Origin of the sequence: Diaphorobacter limosus (assembly GCF_033100095.1) — a bacterium.
Classification (GTDB): Bacteria; Pseudomonadota; Gammaproteobacteria; order Burkholderiales; family Burkholderiaceae_C; genus Alicycliphilus; species Alicycliphilus limosus.
In genome coordinates this window covers 717729-736076 of record NZ_CP136921.1, presented here as the reverse complement: position 1 = coordinate 736076, position 18348 = coordinate 717729, and the positions used below count along the sequence as shown (strand labels likewise).

Genomic DNA, 18348 nt, shown 5'->3' with positions numbered 1-18348 from the left:
TGACATACGAATAAATGCCTTAACTCGGTGCCTCAAAAAGTTCGAGGTACGTAATTTTTGAATTATTTCTTAAAAATCAACAATTTACGGGAACCTCTAAAAACCTCCCATAGTTGCCCTCATCGCCTCCCAACAGGTGTCGATTCCACTCGAGTTTTGTATTTTTCTCATTGAGTTTTGTACTTTTGGGGCGCGAAAAGATCGCGTAACTATTTGATTTTCAATGGGAAATTTCTTCCTGGTGACGTTTCGCCTATCTTCTCAGCCTTCTTTTGAAGCAAATTTCAGAAATTTTGCCCCACCCCTTAGAGCCGCGAATCGCGCGTTGATTGCTCCGCAATGCGGCCTAGCCACCAGTTGAATGCACATTGTTTGTGAGTGCTTGCTTTCTCTGTTCGGTCATTGGGAGGAAATTGGTGAGAAATTTCCCCTTTCGTTGCCGGCCCAAGAACTGGGAGCAACGGCGCCCCTACCCGTTTCCTACGGGTTGCTCGTTCGTGTGGCAAAGGAGTGACAGTGCGTGCCAGTGGACGAGTCGCGATCGGACAGGTTTAGGCTGAACTGAGTCGTCCGCTGCTGCCCGCTTGTTCGACAGCGGCGGCCGTGACCAGTCATTCGACTGTCGGCCCTGCGTGGGACCGCTTCAAGCGTAATAGCGGGTACTCGGCCATTGAACCGCCCCGGATTTGAGGATGATCTCAAGTGAGTCCCGCTGTCAAAGCGCCATGCGGATGCGGACTCCGCGTGTCAGTCAGGCTTCCAATGACCAGAGCGGCAGCGGGCCCAAGACGCCCCACTTCGCACATGCGACATCCCTCGCACACGCCCCTGGTGGCCACTGCGCTCAGCGTGTTCAACCGGGTCTGAATGTGCGCAGGACCCTTGAGGCGATAGACAAGCCTCACGATCGGATCAAGGCGCCAAGCCAAGCTCAATGGCATTGGCCTCTGCCAAGTTCAACCTGCAGAGGAGCCCGATTTACGTCTGCAACATCTCAACTGGGTACGCCTGCGCCATCTCAACGGGGTAGACGCAAATAGCCTCACCCCCGGAATCCTTGCGCGCGTCCTCGAGTTGTTGCTGAAACGCACTGGCAGAGATCTGCTTGTCCTGGAGGAACTCGAAGTGCGCCACGTTGGCGTCCAACACGCTGGCGCGGGCATAGAGCCCCTTGGCCAGTTCGATTGATCCTTCGGGTTCTCCTTTGATCAACCGCTTTCGCAGCGAATCGGGGGCCGAAGATGCCAGGCTCCCGAACAGGGTGCTGTGCTTTGAAGCTTGCAGGCGGAGCTCGTCGAACCACTCAATTCCGCGATGCTCGTCGTGCGCAAAATCCAATAGATCCACCAGCACCTTGGCGGGAAGCTGCTCGACATAGTCGCCGCCAATGAACCGCTCTGGATGCGCGCCAAGCACGATCGATTTTGCATGCCCGCGAGCCAGCGTCGTCCAGTCCTGGCAGTTGTTCCTGAGATCCAGCGCTGCGGCGTCTTGCAGTCCCAATTCGCTGGACACCATCGCGTAGCCCAAGATGGCCAAGGTGTACAACTCGTTGACGGTTTGGATTTCCGGCACAGTCTCGCTGCGGGCCCACTCTTGCTTGTAGTGGTGCATCAGTTTGTTGAACTCGCGCTTGCTGTCGATCAACAAGCCCCTGCGCACGGACTCATCGGTTGCATGCTCAGCGTGACGCGCACCGTCAACTGCCGTTTGCAACTCGGACTTGTGCAAGCCTTCCTGTGACAGCTTGATCTTCTTGACGTCCTTGGCCATATCAGCCAAGTTCCTTTCCAGCTGGTTCAGCCTATGCCGAAGGTACGTAAAACCAGCGACCGAGGTCACCAGCCCCAGGCCCGAAAGCACCGTTCCGGTCATCGCGACATTGAGCACCGTATTGACCGTTTGCTGAACCGCGGCAACATCTTTGCCAATCTTCCAGAGCTGCGCACCCTGAAGGGCCTGCCCCAGGACTCCGAGACCCGGAACGAGGCTGCTCATTGCTGCACTCCCGCCCGAGGTCACGAGGTGCGAGACGATTCGGCCTCCCGCGTCTCTGATCACGCCGCCATGCACGGTGTACATCCCGCTGACTAAGCCCGTGAGCGTTTCAATTGGAATCTGGCGGGCGACGGTAAGTCCAAGGTCTGCGAGCATGCTGTCATTCTTTCGTGGCACTGCGTCCGAGTTAGGAAAGAACTCAGCGCTCTGGGCACAGAGCATAGCGTGTGCTGGCACCGCCAATAGCCTGTCGCCGGCAGTGAACCGGTCGGCTGTCCCGCAGCATCGAAGGTCAGCTCTTGGCCGAGAGCACTGCTTCGGACGTGCTCCAAATAGCAGCCATTGAAGGCGGCCACACCCCTGCACTAGGACATGGCCGCTCCAATCGTTGAACTCAGATCTCTGTCTGCTCGGAGATCTCAAGGGCATCGTCGACCTCGATACCCAGGTACCTCACCGTGGACTCAAGTTTCGAATGGCCGAGCAGCAACTGCACGGCCCGCAGATTCTTGGTCCGGCGATAGATCAAGGTCGCCTTTGTCCTGCGCATTGAATGGGTCCCGTACTCTGATCGATCCAACCCAAGTTCGTCCACCCAGTGCCCAAGAATCCGCGCGTACTGCCTGGTTCCCAAATGTGGTGAATCGTGAAGTCGGCTTGGGAAGAGGAAGTCATCTGACTTCAGCTCGGACTTTTTGATCCAAGCTTGCAGGGCATCACGGGTGACTCCTGTGATCTCGAACTGGACCGGTCGTTTGGTCTTGTGCTGCATGACGATGGCCCGCGTAGCCACCTGGTCACCATGTGTCACGTCGCGCACTTTAAGTGCAACGAGATCGCATCCGCGAAGTTTGCTGTCAATGCCTAGGTTGAACAGCGCGAGCTCACGAACCCGCCCTTGCATCTGAAGGCGTACGCGCAGTGCCCAGATGTCTTTCACCTTAAAGGGTGCCTTCTGCCCAACGATCTTGTCTTTGTTCCACGGCTCGCGGTGCGCGGTTTGGCCTTCGGTATCCATGATGGTCTCCTATCGAGTTGAGGGCTCGACAGGATGCGCGTCCAAGGCGCCGAGGCGCCAGCCTAGCGAGGCTGCAAGGATGTCGGGCTACGACGACGAAGGGCAGCTTCCAGACACGCAGCCAGTTTCACGCTCTCGGCCAGGAACTGCCAGTCGCATCGCCCGCTTGGCGACGGCGTCAGGCTGATTGCTGCCGGTGCGGCTGGGGCCGCCCATCGATGGCGGTTGCCAATACCCGACATTGGCCGAAGTCTGCCGCGAGGACCCACTGTCACTTCAAAAGCTCTCTTCGAAGGACGGTTGGCTCCAGGTCGGCGGCCGCGACTGGCGAACGGCGGCCCGCCCGCTGCGAAGTGTGATCCTCTCCCTATGCGGCCGAGCGCTACAGGAAAGCAGCATTTAAATGCCTTTGTCTACTCACGGTGTTAAAGCTCGTTTGCGTCACGCGATGACGCCTCACTGAGGCGCACTACCGTCGTGGAGCGGATAGCACCGGTACAGATCCAGCTCATGCGCGCTCGCCCCGAACAACGGAGTTGGAAATTGAACGAGAATTGCTCACTTCTTGCTGAGGCACTCCGCTGTGATGCTTCCGTTGAATTGACCGCTGACTTTAAATCCAGATGATTCACTACGCCGACGCCAAGATAACGGAAGCATTCAACTCCATGCTCCGCACCGACTACATATCGCTGAACGATACAGAGCGGCTGGGTCTTCTCGCAAAGTACTACGTCGATTACTTTGGCCTCATCCCAGAGGTGTTGTCCGACACCGACCAACTGATCGTCGGCCGACGTGGAACTGGCAAGACGACGCTCTTTTACCGAGCATTCGTAGGATGTATGCAATCCTGGCGAAACGATCATCCAGAACACATCGCTCCCAAACAAAGGACGCTAGGCATCTATGTGGATCTGAGTAAGTGCCAATACATCGAGGATGTCGCTGATACAGATTTTGTAGCGTTTGAGCATGCTTTTGTCAGTGATGTCTGCGACGCTATTACGGAGCAACTTACTCGTTTCTGGCCTGCTTTGGCTCAAGAGCCAGGATACTTCTCCAAATTGTTCAAGGCAGCCGAGAGCAACCAAGTCGCCGAAGTGAGGGGTGTCCTTGATGGCATTGCACGACTGTTGCGCGAAGGCCTACCGCGAGTGATTGATCGTTCCTCCGCGGTCGACTTTAAGGAGTCGTCTGGGTCGACGCAGACAAAGGGCGCTGAGCTCGGAGCAACATTCAGCGAGGGTGATCCATCAATCGCAGCAAAGCTGAATGAGGGGCGTACAGAGTCGCGTGCAAGCGAGCGCTCGTACACCACGCGAACCAGCTATCGACTCACTGTTGCCGACATTCTTCGCATTCTTGGCGATTTACGAGAGAAGGCCGGGATATCTGCGACGTACTTATTCATAGATGAGTTCTCCGCGCTCTCGACGGACTTGCAGCGCCGATTTTCTACTCTCTTGAAGAAGCTGTTGGGCTCTCACGCTGGCGTGTTTATCAAGCTGAGCGCCATCACCGACAAGTACGCCCTGGGAAGTGCCATCATTTTGCAGCGTGACTTGTTTGAGCTTTCACTAGACCTCGACGCATTTGTCGAACGATCCCATTCACTTAATGATGCAATGGAAGGATTGGCGGATTACTCTGAAAAGATTGTTCGCTCTCGTCTTTCTGCCTACTCCTGTCCTCCACCCGATGAGATCTTTGAGGAACCCGGAGAGACGTACGCCCTTCTGAGCAAGTCTGCGATGGGGGTCCCGCGAACTCTTGGCATTGTGCTGAAGCAGAGTTGGAGTCGATCGCGACAAGGTAGTGCGCGCAAGATTCGTAAATCCGACATCAGTTTTGGAATCCGCTACGCCTCGACCGCGTACCTGAACCAACTTCTAGGCGCAGCGAGAGATGGCGTCGCGATACCGTCGTTTCACGAAGACATGTGGAACGCGTTGCTTACGCGTGCGCAGGCAGAAAAAACAAAGGTGCCTGACGTGGCGGCAAGTCACTTTCTGATCTTGGTTCGGAACGAGCAAATGCTATCGATGTTGAACATGTTCTTTCTAGTCCATTTGTTGACGAAAGGACGCACAACGAAAAAGGAGCGGTCATCGCGGAACTTGTACTGCTTCGATTTTGGAGTGTGCGAGGAGAACAACCTCGGATTTACGACTGACAAGAACGTGATAAGGCAGCAGCGCTTTGCGTATGACGATGCGCTTACCCGATTTGAGAAGTACTTCGGAGTGACCGCAGAAGCGACATTCCGGTGTCCACAATGCGGCACGATATATGCGGAAAGCGAACTCATAGTTGCAGGGACCCAGCTGATGTTTTGTCCGAGAGATAGAGCTGATCTGGTCAGCCAACAATCGGCTGATTCGAGACTCCAGTACACCGAAGAAGAGACCAAGATCATCGGTTCCATACGTTCAGCAGCTCGCGAAGACCAAGTTTTTGCCAGACAGATTGCCGATGATGTTGGCTGCTACGTGCAGAAGGTTGCCAAATTCGGCGAGCGCTTAGAAAAGGTCGGTGTTGTCAAGCGCGAGACTCACCCGACGGAAAACAAGCTTTTCTATTACGGCGGTAGTACCAGTGGGTCTCCTGAAACGAGTGGAACTTAAATTTAAAGTAGCCGAGGAGAGATCACGGAAGCTGCCGGGCGTCTTGCGCTCCATGTCGAGGTTGTCCGCCCCTTCCCGTCATTCGCGTATCTGCAGATCAGCGCGGCTCAATGACCGCCTTGGAGCGAGGACCGCAAGCTCGGCCCTCACCGTCGAACGGCCGCAACCGCTGCGGAGCTGACTTGACCGCACTTCGGCAGCTTCAGGCTGGTTGGAGCCGGTCGCGGATCTGATCCGGCTTCATGATGCCGGGCACCAAGCTGTCATCGGTTCACCAAGCAGCGCGGCCGCGACAATGACCGGTATCGAGGGAACTTCGGTCCTCCGGGGTAGTGGGCTGCACGTCTCCTAGCCAGCTCACTGCCGAATGTCCGCTGTTCGCGGGAGCCAACTCACGCTCTCGACCCATTGCCGCCGCTCGCTTGGAAGCCACGAGCAGCCGGATTGCAGCGGTTGCGGTCGGTCGGGGTCAGCGTGCGATCTCACTGTCGGCGCCATGAAGCCGACGTTCGGTTCGGCCGCCGTGGTTGACATGAGCGGCAGCAATGTGAGGTGTTGCTGACATAGCCGGCGCCTTCATCATGCTACTCTCGTCGCGACCTAGCTAATGACCGCTGTTCACTGCGCTGAACTTACGTAACCGGGCCCAATGGAGTCGGTCAGTATTTCAAGCAGCCCAGCTCGAAAGCTGACTCTTCGAGCGGGTCGGACGCTTCTTCAGCCCCCCGCCGTCGGCGCCGTTTTCGTTCCGATTTCTAACACCGGTGTTGTGAACAACCCCCCGCCTTCGGGCCTACCAGGAAAGGTACATTATCCCAATCTCTAAATCTCTCAAGGATGCCTAGGAATGGCCAAGCAGGGGTCGCAGTTGCCACCCACCTCGCCGACGCAGGCGAGAGCCAAGCCCACGCACGTCATGACGGCCGCTGAAGTGGGGCATAACGCCAGCGGTGTCACCACCCCAGTCGTGCCAAAGGCTCGTCAGATTCACAAGGCGGGCGAGGTCAACATTTCGGCCTACTTCCCGGCCGAAGTGAAAGCTTCCCTGCGCATGGTCCAAGCCAAGACGGGGTGCAACATCAAGGACTGCCTGGCCGAGGCCCTGCGCGACCGCTTCACGAAGCACAACGTGCCTGTATCCTTGAAACTGGGCGAAGGTCAATGACATGGCAGAGGTGAAAGAAGGCCTGCCGATCACCCCCACTGTCGTGCAGTGGGCGCGCGAACGGTCAGGATACTCGCTCGAAGACGCAAAGCGTCACTTCAAAAAGATCGCCGCCTGGGAAGCAGGCGAGGCGCTGCCGACCTACGTCCAGGTCGAAGACATGGCCGAACGCTTCAAGGTGCCTGTGGCCGTCTTCTTTTTCCCGAAGCCGCCCGAGGTTCCACCGCTCGAAAAATCGTTCCGCACGCTTACGCCCGAAGACTTCGCCGCCATCCCCCGCAGGGTGCGCTTCTTCCTGCGCCAGGGACAGGCGATGCAGCTCAACCTGGCCGAGCTGAACGACGGCAAGAACCCTTCGCAGCGCCTTATCACGCGGGATCTCAAGGTCACACTCAACTCGTCGCTCGACAACATCGCCGTCGATGTGCGCAAGTATCTCGGCGTGAGCGTCGACCAGCAGGTCGGATGGAAGAACGTCGATCAGGCCTTGGACAAGTGGCGTGAGGTCTTCGCCACGAAGGCCGGGATCTTTGTGTTCAAGGACGCCTTTCGCGCGCCCAACTACTTCGGGTTCTGCCTGTACGACGACGAGTTCCCCGTCATCTACATCAACAACAGTTCGGCGAAGTCCCGTCAGATCTTCACGCTCTTCCATGAGCTGGGACATCTGCTCTTTCACACTAGCGGCGTCGACCTGCTCGACGATCCGTTCATCAAGCACCTGGGCGACGCTGAACAGAAAATTGAAGTCATTTGCAACGGCCTGGCCGCGCGCGTCTTGGTGCCCGACGACCTGCTTGACACGATGCTCAAGGGCATGAAAATCGGCCGGCTTGCCGCAAGCCAGCTCGCCGACCACTTCAACGTCAGTCGTGAAGTGATCTATCGGAAGTTTCTCGATCGTGGCCTGATTGACGCTGACGAGTATGTCGCGGCCGCCAAAGAGTGGACGGCACAGATGAAGAAGCCCGACAGCAAGGAGTCATCGGGTAACTACTACAACAGCCAGCACGCTTACCTTGGGCAGCGCTACATCGACCTCGCGTTCACCAGGTACTACCAGCAGCGCTTTGACCGGAGGCAGCTCGCCGAGTACCTGAACATGAAGCCCAAGAGTCTGCCCACCTTTGCAGAGAAGTTTGCGGGGGGAGGGCTCTGATGTATGTCCTAGATACGGGAGTGATCTCCAACCTCCACAAAAACTACTACCGCAAGCGCTTCGTATCGCTGTGGAAGGAGTTCGACCAGCTCGTCGCCGACGGCAAGATCACGTCGACCCGCGAGGTCTTCCACGAGCTCGGCGACGGATCGCCTGGTGCCGATCTTGAGTGGGCTAAGGCCAACCCCAAGCTCTTCGTGACGCCGGACGCGAAGGAGGGGGCCTTTGTAGCCAAGATCTACGCCGTGGCGCACCTCCAAGCCAACATCGAAAAGCAGAAGCTCTACAAGGGCGGCCGCAACGCCGACGCCTTCGTCGTAGCTCGCGCCTTCGCGAGCGGCGGCACCGTGGTGACCGCAGAGCACTTAAAGCCGAACGCCGCGAAGGTGCCCAATATCTGCAAGCACTTCGGTATCCCGTGCCTGGACCTTGAAGGCTTCATGGAGAGCGAAGGCTGGGAGTTCTAGCCAGCAGGTAACCGCATAGCGGGCAGTCGGCTATGAACCGCCCCGGGGCGGTTCACTTCGCGGCCAAGAACTCGTCCAGCCCCCTCCCGGCTGCGAGTGCGTCCTTGACCCACTTCGGCCTGGGTCCTCGCCCGACCCACGTGTTGCCATTTCCGTCGTCGTACTTTGGCGCGCCTACGTTTTTCGCCTTGTCGGCAGCCCTGACAGCGCGGAAGTCATCCTTCGCTGTTGCGTCGATGCCGACGACACGCAAGAACAATCCGGAGTCAGCAGTTTGGAGCTCGCGCGCCTTTGTGCCGAGGATGTCAAGCAGCCCAGGGAAGCTCACGGTTCCGCCACTTGGCATGTTCCATCGCCGCTTCTTCTGCAACACAACAACGAAGAACCCTATCTTCGAGTTTGTCGACTGCATGTACTGCCCCTTCAGCTGGTGCTCGAGGGCCACCAAGTAGTCTTCGAGCGTCCATCGTATCGACATCTTGAGCTCGACCGTGGCTCGAAGATCCCCAATCTGGCAAAGCACGTCGCGACGGGTCGAATCAGGGAGGATGGGCTCAAGACTCACGCCGTAGCGGCCAACACTGGCATGGTTCAACTCGCTGCCAAGAAGCGCTTGAAAGTCTTCTTCAAGCGCCAGGCCCTCTGTGTCCGTTTTGACATGCTCAAAGGGGATTGAGTTGAAGAACCTCCTAAGGCTGAACTCGCCTTGCTCAACGCTTCGCTTGACGGCCAGCAGGTCGTTGTGAACTGTTTGCGCAAACGAAACGTAGTCGGTGACCGGCGGCGCAAAGTCATGCTCAAACTTGTCGTAGTTTTGCTGCGCTAAGGGAGGGGTGGCCGCCTCGTCTTCGCGCATGTTGAACTGAAGCTGGCGGATGTACTTCGCACGATTCCCATCGGTTTTCCCACGGAGGTCCTCAAGAGTCTCGTATGCGGCTTGTGATTTCGCGCTCGCGATGGCCGGAAGCAGCGCGTCTCTCAGGCCTTGCGCCTGGTCTCGCGCGCCTACGCTGTAAACGCGGCCGTCCTCGTGGGTGCGGTCTTCGGTCTCGGGGACCACGGAAAGGACCCACTCGTAAAGCGTCTTCAGAGTTTTCAGCCCCTGCGGTCCGTTCCCTGCGGCATCCCGAAGGCGAGCCTTTCGGTCTTCCCCCAAGCTAGCCGCTAGGTCAAACATGAACTCCTCGGACGCTGGCTTGTTGCTTGCGCGCCAAGCTTCCCAGTCCCTGCCGAACGAGTCTGGGAAGTGCCAAAGCCAGAACGAGCCCCACACCACCGCGTTAGCTCTGAGGCGACTGCGCTCCTTGAAGACTCCTTCGAGCGCCTGTTGCGCCCGAGCTTCGTCAACATCCATCGCCACCGGGACCTCCCCCAGTTCGGGCAACGCGACCTCGAATGCTGCAGTTATGCGCGCCCAAGCCTCCCTCTCGAAGGCTGTGCGGTCAACCGAGCCCCCAATTGCGGTCGCCACAGTCAGTGCAGCTTCGGTCGCGTACTCCTGAGTCTTGGAACTTCCCGTCACATACGCCCATGCCTCTTGGGCCAGCCCTTGCCGAATCGCATCAGGCGCCTCGTCCAAGTGGCGAATGAGGGTTTCGGCCTTATCAGCGGACACGGCCCCAAGGACGGCGCTGTTCAGGATGGTTCGAAACTCGTCAAGGGCGACTCGTTCGTGCGCCGTCACGACCGGCCAGAACCACTTGGGGAAGCCGTTGATTTCGAAGGGCGCATAGCGAATGGCTTGGCGAACTTCGTGTTCCGTCAAAGCCGGCAGCGCCTCCCCGTCGCCGAGGTCAAGGTACAAACCTTGGAGTCCAGCTACGGTTACGCAGCGTCATCGTCCGCGCTCAGTGCTTCGGCGAAGTCAACTTGCCCAAGTAGCCTGTGAAGCGGGACAAAGACCGCGTGCTTCCCCTCGTCCCGAAGACCCTTCGCGCAGGCTTCAAGTTCAAACGTCTTTCCGAAGTTGGCACGAGCAGTTATGAGAGAGAGCCGTCCTTCGAGAACGCGGTCCCAGGTGAGGCGTTTTCCCAGCACGTCGGATGCGAGCAACTCCTCGACTGAGTACTTGGTCAACAGCCCGAAGCGTCGGTCAAGGTTTAAATATTCAGGCATGTGGGGGGAGTCATCTGAGGCAGCGTTATGGATGGCCATTCTCGCGCTTCGTCATCGCGGGCACATTGAGTCTGGAATTCCATCGATTGGCCGAGCGAGCGTCGGCTTTCGGGCAGCGGATGCGTGAGCGCCGAGTCTGCTTCGGGTCGAGAGCGTGCGGTCAGGCGCCCTTGCTGCGCGGACGACCGCTTACGGCCGGAGCAGTCGTTGGATCGACCGGCGGTGACGGACCGCCTTCAGCCTGAAGCTGCCACGCCGGAGGTCGGTTCAGCAGCGGTTGGAGCCGGTCGCGGATCTGATCCGGCTTCATGATGCCGGGCACCAAGCTGTCATCGGTTCACCAAGCAGCGCGGCCGCGACAATGACCGGTATCGAGGGAACTTCGGTCCTCCGGGGTAGTGGGCTGCACGTCTCCTAGCCAGCTCACTGCCGAATGTCCGCTGTTCGCGGGAGCCAACTCACGCTCTCGACCCTCAGGCGACAGTGGCTGGCATGGTCTCGTCATCGGGCAGCATTCGCCCGAATCAGCTGACATTGTCTGCTGTGTAACATTGGCCGGACTTACCAAAGGGCGCAGGTCTCTGCGGTTGCTATCCCGGTGACCAGTAGGCGGGAAATGAGAGAGATAGGGTCGCGGTCAACCCCCTCTGTAAATGGCCGCGACGAGTATAAATGAGAGGAGCCGACACTAATGCCTAGGTCCCCGCATATTAGCTTTACCGAATATTCCGACCCAATCGAAGTCGGAACGTTCGTCAGGCATCTTGGCAGGCTCGACGTCGGCGAAGGACGAATCACCAAAATCTATCCGGACGGTAATTGCGATGCTGAGTTCGCTGGCTGCACATTCAGTTGGATTCCCCCAGGTTGTTTCTGCTCGGTTGAAGAATTTAACCGTGAGCGGATGCGCCAGGAGGAACAGGCCCGCGTGGAGTTTGAGCAAGCCAGAGCACGAGAGGCTCAGATTGCTCGTGAGAAGGCTGCAAGACAGGAACTCGTTAGGAAAACTCGCAGCGGACGCCAGCTTAATGACGAGGAATGGGTACTCTTGCGCGGCCTCTCGGTGAGAGATCAACTGGGAATCTTTACCTCGGCCAAGTCAGTCGAGCACCTGATGGATGACCTAGTGCCACTTTTACGCAAGGCGTCGGCAGACAGCAGCTTGGATGATGCCCTTGCGGCATTTTGGAAGGCTCGAGCGCCGGCTACAGAGTGTTTAGCACTCATGCCCCTAGCGCCGAGTTGGTGGAAGGAGAGGCTCTGGCGAGTCGTACATTACGCGCATCTACCGCTTCAAAGGAAGCTTCAGGTCCTGTCTGATAACGCATTCCAAATCAGTGACGGACTGCGGCGAGAGCTGATTCAAGAGGTCGTGGAGAACCACGTGGACGACGTGTCATTCGACGAAGCACTGGCTCAAGCATCGATTGCTATCCAGTTAGAGGTTCTGGTCACTATAGACAGCGATCTCATGCCACGATTCATGGATCTATCCCTCCAGTTGCTGATCGATGCCGCTAGTGCAAATCTGAGAAATTTGTCGCCAGATTTGATTGATCAATTTTGGACAAGACACGAGGCTTCAGTTTCAAAAAACAGTCAGCTATTTTCGCTTGCGCCTCTTCATATCCAGCGCCGGATTCTTCGTAGGCACTTCCATGACCACCTAATGTGGCTCAATCGACTATTTCGCCACAACTCGGCGACAAGTGGAGACTGGCACTCAGCGGTGGTCTACGGCGAGTTGGACGATGATGACCGGAAGCTCGCTAAGTTGTGGAGCACTGGATCAGATAGCAGCCACGAATTCGCACGAATGCTTTCCGCGCGAGCCGCCGAAAAGGTCGCAGCATGGTTCTACATCCACCTCGGCTTTGAGACGGTCGACGTCGCGAAACACCAGCTATCCGGTAAATCTGATCATTGGAAGACGCATGATCTTCTACTGAACGGATCGCAGCCCGTGGACGTTAAGAACGCTCGCCTACCGGTAAATAGCAAAGCCTTCTATGTCGAACATACTATTCCTCGATTCAAGCGAAATAGGAGAGGACGCGATGTCACCATAGTGGCCGTTGTGTCTCCCTATTTGTCTTTGACCTACATGGAGGATCTGGAAAGTGCACCATTCCAGGTAAGCGACGTGAGGTATTTGGGCGAGACCAACCTCGAAAGAGTTTCTCGACTATGCGCGATGTTTAGCAGTAGTTCTCTTACCGTTCAAGATCCTACAGATGGAGCATTTTTGCCGCCGTGGTACTTCGACTTTCCAGACGCATGGTACCGCCAGTTCGAATCCATCAGCGCCCAATTGCGCGAGACTGATTCGCCTGTCGAAAACGAAACGCGCTTGCTGTATGGCGGCGATATTCATGCGTTTCCAATACCGACGTACCTTGCGGCTCAGATTGCGCTGCCAAATTGGGTGTTAGAAGGCATGACACCTTGGATGCGAGTGCTCGTCAGAAAAATTCAATCGGTCTGCACGCCAAGGCCAAAGCTCGCGCACCTATTCTTTTTGTTACTCACCGACTTCTTGAGCAAAATCCAAGGGAATCATATCGATTTCTATGAGCCTACTGCTTACCTTCGATTGCTGTTTGAGGAGCATGCGTCTCCCCAATCGCCGTCGAGCCGACGACCTCTTGGCATTGAAGACCCTTTGGACACGATCCGTACTCTGTGTGAGAGTCTCCAGCAACTCTGGATTGCCAGGGAGCACCTTGACCTCGGCAGATTTGCGCAATATCGTTTAAGTGGAGGGGGAATCTTGCAAGGGCGGGTCCGCCAAGACTCATCTTGGGAGACTGTGCTCGCGTATTGTGGGGGCCGCATTGATGGCAAAGGGCGTTGTGGATGTGCCCCCCTTATTCTGGGAGTCGAGTCCCAATGTCCGTCCTGCCGAAAACTCATCTGTCGGTGCTGCGGATATTGCAGCGAGAGTTGTGCTGCTCTTCCGGGCGAAGCCGGGCATTAAGGCTCAGTGCACTTACCACACTGGACTTCGGCAAGGTGCATGTACAGCCAAAGACCATTGGAGCGGTCTGAACCGAGTGACCGGTAATGGCCGAGAGCGTGAAACTGGCTGCGTGTCTGGAAGCTGCCCTTCGTCGTCGTAGCCCGACTGACCTTGCCCCTGTTTCGTGTAGCTCTTAACCCACGGTTCACGCGGCCTTTTTACGCTGTGCCTCGTACCAGCGCTGCTCGTACTGCATCGGGCTGAGGTAGCCCAGCGACGAATGCAGCCTGCGGTGATTGTAGAAGGCCATCCAGTCCATCACCGCCTGCCTGGCCTGCTCACGGGTAGCGAATTTGCACCCATGTACGCTGGCTGTTTTCAGCCGACCCCAGAAGCTCTCGGTCGGTGCGTTGTCCCAGCAGTTCCCCTTTCTGCTCATCGATGAACGCATGCCCCAGTCCTTCAAGGCATCCTGGAACTCATGGCTGCAATACTGGCTGCCCCGGTCGCTGTGGAATATCAGTCCAGGAGGTGGCCTGCGGCGCCACCACGCCATGGCCAGCGCGTCCTTGACCAGGCTGGCCTGCATGTGCGGCTGCAGGCTCCAACCCACCACCTGACGGTTGAACAGGTCGATGACCGCAGCCAGGTACAGCCAGCCCTCGTCGGTTTGGATGTAGGTGATGTCGCCACTCCACAGCTGGTTGGGCGCCTCGGGGTTAAAGCGCCGCTGTACCAAGTCGGGCGCCACCGGCAGGCTGTGGCGGCTGTCGGTAGTCACCACGAACTTGCGTTTGGTCTTGGCCCTGATGCCGTGCTGCTGCATGAGCTTGCGCACCCGGTGTGCCCACCCGGATGCCCCGGGCCAGCAGTTCCTTGTGCATGCGGGGCCAGCCGTATTCCCCCTTCACCTCGGCGTGGATGGCGCGCATGTACGCCAGCAGGGCTTCGTCGCTGTGACGCCGGGCAGGTCCACCGTGGCCAGACTCACGCCGGCGTAGCCAGTTGAAGTACCCGCTTGCGCTGACCTCCAGCACCCCGCAGGACACACTCACCGGGTACAGCTTTCTCATTTGGTGAATCCAGGCGTACCTCGCAGCGTGTCCTGCGCGAAGTACGCCGCGGCTTTTTTTGCGATGTCGCGCTCCATGCGAAGGCGAGCATTCTCTGCACGCAACCGGGCTATCGCCATCTGCTCGGGCGAAACCTGGATGCTCTTGTCTCCACCGCCCGCACCGTCCAATTCTCCCTTGGCTGACAGCCGTACCCAGTTGCCCAGGCTCGCTTTGGGAATGCCCAGTACCTTGGCCACCACCGCAATCGCCTGACCCGAGCGGACCTGCCGAACAGCCTCCTGCTTGAACTCTCGCGTGTACTGCGCACGCACCTGCTTGTCACTCATCTCTGAACTCCTTGTCGGTATTTTCAACAAGGGTTAAGAACTCCAGTTTTCAAGGGCAACCTCACGACATCCTTGCAGCCTCGCTAGGCTGGCGCCTCGGCGCCTTGGACGCGCATCCTGTCGAGCCCTCAACTCGATAGGAGACCATCATGGATACCGAAGGCCAAACCGCGCACCGCGAGCCGTGGAACAAAGACAAGATCGTTGGGCAGAAGGCACCCTTTAAGGTGAAAGACATCTGGGCACTGCGCGTACGCCTTCAGATGCAAGGGCGGGTTCGTGAGCTCGCGCTGTTCAACCTAGGCATTGACAGCAAACTTCGCGGATGCGATCTCGTTGCACTTAAAGTGCGCGACGTGACACATGGTGACCAGGTGGCTACGCGGGCCATCGTCATGCAGCACAAGACCAAACGACCGGTCCAGTTCGAGATCACAGGAGTCACCCGTGATGCCCTGCAAGCTTGGATCAAAAAGTCCGAGCTGAAGTCAGATGACTTCCTCTTCCCAAGCCGACTTCACGATTCACCACATTTGGGAACCAGGCAGTACGCGCGGATTCTTGGGCACTGGGTGGACGAACTTGGGTTGGATCGATCAGAGTACGGGACCCATTCAATGCGCAGGACAAAGGCGACCTTGATCTATCGCCGGAGAGCTTGTCAGAAATTTTGTGTGTGAGGCATAGCATGTCGACAAGGAGCATGAATGCCACGCAAGACCAAACCCACCGCTTTGGCGGACCAGGCGGCACAGCCGCAATTTCACATCCCGGCCGAGCTGCTTGACCAGTTGGTGACCGGGCCCATGACGCCGGGCCAAGTCCAAGGGCTGTTCGATCAGTTCAAGAAGTCAATTCTTGAGCGGGCGCTGGGCGCCGAGATGAGTCATCACCTAGGCTATGCGCCCGGCCAAGCCAAGCCCACAGGCGGATCAGCCAACCACCGCAACGGCAAGAGCACCAAGACCGTACTGACCGATGTGGGGGCGCTGCGCATCGATGTCCCACGCGATCGCGAAGGCAGCTTCGAGCCGCAGCTCATTGGCAAGCACGAGCGGCGCTTTACGGGTTTCGACGACAAGATCATCGCCATGTACGCACGCGGCATGACGGTGCGCGAGATCCAGGGTTTCCTGGCTGAGATGTACTCGGTGGACGTCTCGCCCGAGCTCATCAGCCGTGTCACCGATGAGGTGATGGGCGAGGTCACGGCCTGGCAGACACGGCCGCTGGAGGCGATGTACCCGGTGGTGTTCTTCGATGCGCTGCGGGTCAAGATTCGCGAGGATGCGGTGGTGCGCTCCAAGGCCGTCTACCTGGCGCTGGGCGTACTGCCTGACGGCTCGCGCGACATCCTGGGAATCTGGATCGAGAACACCGAGGGGGCGAAGTTCTGGATGAAGGTCTTCAACGATCTGAAGACGCGCGGGGTGCAGGACATCCTGATTGCCGTCACCGACGGCCTCAAGGGCATGCCAGAGGCGCTGGGCGCAGTGTTCCCGGCGACGACGCTGCAGACCTGCATCGTGCACCTGATCCGGGGTGGCCTGGACTTTGCGTCATGGAAAGACCGCAAGGCGCTGGCCGCAGCCATCAAACCCATCTACACCGCGGTGAGCGCCGAGGCGGCCGAGGCCGAGTTGGATGCGTTTGCGGCCGGCCCCTGGGGGCAGCGGTTCCCGACCGTGGTCAGCGCCTGGCGCCGGGCCTGGGACAAGGTCATCCCGTTCTTCGCCTTCCCGCCCGAGGTGCGGCGCGTGATCTACACCACCAACGCCATCGAGAGCGTGAACGCACGGCTGCGCAAGATCATCAAAACGCGCGGCCACTTCCCCAGCGACGAGGCGGCCACCAAGCTGATCTGGCTGGCGCTGCGCAACATCACCGCGGACTGGGGGCGGGCGGCCAACCACTGGAAATCAGCGATGAACCAATTTGCGATCCTCTACGAGGACCGATTTACCAGATCGGGCCAGTAAGATCACCAAGCCGCCTCACGATTGAGTGACGGATTCAACAGCCTCACACACAGAAATCCTGACACTCCCATCGCCGGACCAAGAATCTGCGGGCCGTGCAGTTGCTGCTCGGCCATTCGAAACTTGAGTCCACGGTGAGGTACCTGGGTATCGAGGTCGACGATGCCCTTGAGATCTCCGAGCAGACAGAGATCTGAGTTCAACGATTGGAGCGGCCATGTCCTAGTGCAGGGGTGTGGCCGCCTTCAATGGCTGCTATTTGGAGCACGTCCGAAGCAGTGCTCTCGGCCATCAGCGGACGCAGGGAGGACTTTCCGCAACCGGCCGTTCGATGCGGCACCGATGGCCTTCGCGCAGGGGTAGTGAATCCGCCAGGATTGACATGCGCTGCCCTACCTCTCACTAGAGAGGGGCGGCAGCGCATCAAGCGGTGAGCGCACTCCGGCGCCACCCACTTTCAGCACATGCGTGTAAATCATTGTCGTGGAGACGTCGGAATGGCCGAGCAGATCCTGCACGGTTCGAATGTCGTAACCGCTACGGAGCAAGGCCGTCGCGAACGAGTGGCGCAGGGTATGCGGTGTAGCAGGCTTCGCGACACCTGCTTCTTCCACGGCACGTTTGAAGGCGCGCTGAAAGGTCTGGTCATACATATGATGGCGACGCACGACACCGCTCCGTGGGTCGGTCGAATGCGTGTGCTGCGCAAAGACCCAGAACCACGGCCAAGAATGCCCGGCGCGCGGATACTTCCGCTCAAGGGCGTCGGGAAGCGCAACGCCGCTGCGGCCCTCGGCCTGGTCCTTCAGCCACCATGCCCGGGCACGCGCCATCCGTTTCCACGGTGTGCGTCACCCGGCAACCCTGGGCGGCAGCGAAGTCGAGGCATTCCTGTCCTGGCTGGCAAACGAGCGTAAGGTTTCGGCATCCACGCATCGGCAGGCATTGGCGGCCTTGCTCTTCTTCTACGGCAAGGTGCTGTGCGCGGATCTGCCTTGGCTTCAGGAGATCGGAAGACCTCGGCCGTCGCGGCGCTTGCCGGTCGTGCTGACCCCGGATGAGGTGGTTCGCATCCTCGGTTTTCTGCAAGGGGAGCATCGTTTGTTCGCCCAGCTTCTGTATGGAACGGGCATGCGGATCAGCGAGGGTTTGCAACTGCGGGTCAAGGATCTGGATTTCGATCACGGCACGATCATCGTGCGGGAGGGCAAGGGCTCCAAGGATCGGGCATTGATGTTGCCCGATAGCTTGGCGCCCGGCCTGCGCGAGCAGCTGAAGGCACGAACCCAGTGGACATAAGCCTGTTCGGTTCGTAAGCTGTTATGCAAGTAGCGTATTCGCTCACGCAACTGGTCCAGAACCTTGACCGAACGCAGCGGTGGTAACGGTGCAGTGCTGGTTTTCATGGCTTGTTATGACTGTTTTTTGTACAGTCTATTCCTCGGGCATCCAAGCGGCA

11 protein-coding genes and 4 pseudogenes are annotated in these 18348 nt (G+C 58.2%); 9 read left to right on the top strand and 6 right to left on the bottom strand.

What is annotated here, in order from left to right:
• Positions 1-978 precede the first annotated feature (978 nt).
• The gene (locus tag P4826_RS03570; RefSeq protein WP_317702575.1) at positions 979-2154 is read right to left on the bottom strand and encodes a hypothetical protein; all 1176 of its coding nucleotides are present in this window, start codon (positions 2152-2154) and stop codon (positions 979-981) included.
• A 238-nt stretch (positions 2155-2392) separates the two neighbouring features.
• Positions 2393-3016, bottom strand: coding sequence for a tyrosine-type recombinase/integrase (locus P4826_RS03565; RefSeq protein WP_317702574.1), 624 nt, complete (start codon positions 3014-3016; stop codon positions 2393-2395).
• A 668-nt stretch (positions 3017-3684) separates the two neighbouring features.
• Between P4826_RS03565 and P4826_RS03560 the strand changes: the two genes are divergently transcribed.
• The 4 genes from P4826_RS03560 to P4826_RS03545 all read left to right on the top strand — a co-directional run bounded on the left by P4826_RS03560 (position 3685) and on the right by P4826_RS03545 (position 8434).
• A complete protein-coding gene (locus tag P4826_RS03560) occupies positions 3685-5643 on the top strand; it encodes an ORC-CDC6 family AAA ATPase (protein WP_157803918.1) in 1959 nt (652 codons plus the stop codon).
• Positions 5644-6490: 847 nt separating this feature from the next.
• Positions 6491-6808 (top strand): ribbon-helix-helix domain-containing protein, encoded by a 318-nt coding sequence (locus tag P4826_RS03555; RefSeq protein ID WP_317702573.1) that lies wholly within the window; start codon positions 6491-6493, stop codon positions 6806-6808.
• Between the two features lies 1 nt (position 6809).
• Entirely contained in the window at positions 6810-7967 is a 1158-nt protein-coding gene (locus tag P4826_RS03550) for an ImmA/IrrE family metallo-endopeptidase (RefSeq protein ID WP_317702572.1), read from the top strand.
• Between the two features lie 20 nt (positions 7968-7987).
• Positions 7988-8434, top strand: a complete 447-nt coding sequence (locus P4826_RS03545; protein ID WP_317702571.1) for a PIN domain-containing protein — start codon at positions 7988-7990, stop codon at positions 8432-8434.
• Positions 8435-8486: 52 nt separating this feature from the next.
• On the opposite strand, the gene P4826_RS03540 is transcribed toward P4826_RS03545, so the two are convergent.
• Complete coding sequence (locus tag P4826_RS03540; protein WP_317702570.1) at positions 8487-10238, bottom strand: H-NS histone family protein; 1752 nt, start codon at positions 10236-10238, stop codon at positions 8487-8489.
• A gap of 20 nt (positions 10239-10258) precedes the next feature.
• Complete coding sequence (locus P4826_RS03535; protein WP_317702569.1) at positions 10259-10588, bottom strand: hypothetical protein; 330 nt, start codon at positions 10586-10588, stop codon at positions 10259-10261.
• A 652-nt stretch (positions 10589-11240) separates the two neighbouring features.
• Between P4826_RS03535 and P4826_RS03530 the strand changes: the two genes are divergently transcribed.
• Positions 11241-13526 (top strand): hypothetical protein, encoded by a 2286-nt coding sequence (locus P4826_RS03530; RefSeq protein WP_317702568.1) that lies wholly within the window; start codon positions 11241-11243, stop codon positions 13524-13526.
• Positions 13527-13713: 187 nt separating this feature from the next.
• On the opposite strand, the pseudogene P4826_RS03525 reads toward P4826_RS03530, so the two are convergent.
• Positions 13714-14910 (bottom strand): annotated as a pseudogene (locus tag P4826_RS03525) (IS3 family transposase).
• A 149-nt stretch (positions 14911-15059) separates the two neighbouring features.
• Between P4826_RS03525 and P4826_RS03520 the strand changes: the two are divergent.
• From P4826_RS03520 to P4826_RS03510, 3 genes and pseudogenes are all read left to right on the top strand, one after another.
• Positions 15060-15590 (top strand): site-specific integrase, encoded by a 531-nt coding sequence (locus P4826_RS03520; RefSeq protein WP_317702567.1) that lies wholly within the window; start codon positions 15060-15062, stop codon positions 15588-15590.
• Between the two features lie 27 nt (positions 15591-15617).
• Positions 15618-16889 (top strand): IS256 family transposase, encoded by a 1272-nt coding sequence (locus tag P4826_RS03515; RefSeq protein WP_047350851.1) that lies wholly within the window; start codon positions 15618-15620, stop codon positions 16887-16889.
• Between the two features lie 68 nt (positions 16890-16957).
• Positions 16958-17086, top strand: a pseudogene (locus P4826_RS03510) (integrase); the annotation flags it as partial.
• 195 nt (positions 17087-17281) lie between these two features.
• Here the strand turns inward: P4826_RS03510 and P4826_RS03505 are convergent.
• Positions 17282-17719: pseudogene (locus P4826_RS03505) on the bottom strand (tyrosine-type recombinase/integrase); the annotation flags it as partial.
• A gap of 1 nt (position 17720) precedes the next feature.
• Between P4826_RS03505 and P4826_RS03500 the strand changes: the two are divergent.
• Positions 17721-18182, top strand: a pseudogene (locus tag P4826_RS03500) (tyrosine-type recombinase/integrase); the annotation flags it as partial.
• Positions 18183-18348 lie beyond the last annotated feature (166 nt).

What these genes read in the sequence shown, in the direction of transcription:
- P4826_RS03570 (WP_317702575.1), bottom strand. Translation starts at nt 2,154, where the DNA reads ATGCTCGCAGACCTTGGACTTACCGTCGCCCGCCAGATTCCAATTGAA.
- P4826_RS03565 (WP_317702574.1), bottom strand. Translation starts at nt 3,016, where the DNA reads ATGGATACCGAAGGCCAAACCGCGCACCGCGAGCCGTGGAACAAAGAC.
- P4826_RS03560 (WP_157803918.1), top strand. Translation starts at nt 3,685, where the DNA reads ATGCTCCGCACCGACTACATATCGCTGAACGATACAGAGCGGCTGGGT.
- P4826_RS03555 (WP_317702573.1), top strand. Translation starts at nt 6,491, where the DNA reads ATGGCCAAGCAGGGGTCGCAGTTGCCACCCACCTCGCCGACGCAGGCG.
- P4826_RS03550 (WP_317702572.1), top strand. Translation starts at nt 6,810, where the DNA reads ATGGCAGAGGTGAAAGAAGGCCTGCCGATCACCCCCACTGTCGTGCAG.
- P4826_RS03535 (WP_317702569.1), bottom strand. Translation starts at nt 10,588, where the DNA reads ATGGCCATCCATAACGCTGCCTCAGATGACTCCCCCCACATGCCTGAA.
- P4826_RS03530 (WP_317702568.1), top strand. Translation starts at nt 11,241, where the DNA reads ATGCCTAGGTCCCCGCATATTAGCTTTACCGAATATTCCGACCCAATC.
- P4826_RS03520 (WP_317702567.1), top strand. Translation starts at nt 15,060, where the DNA reads ATGGATACCGAAGGCCAAACCGCGCACCGCGAGCCGTGGAACAAAGAC.
- P4826_RS03515 (WP_047350851.1), top strand. Translation starts at nt 15,618, where the DNA reads ATGCCACGCAAGACCAAACCCACCGCTTTGGCGGACCAGGCGGCACAG.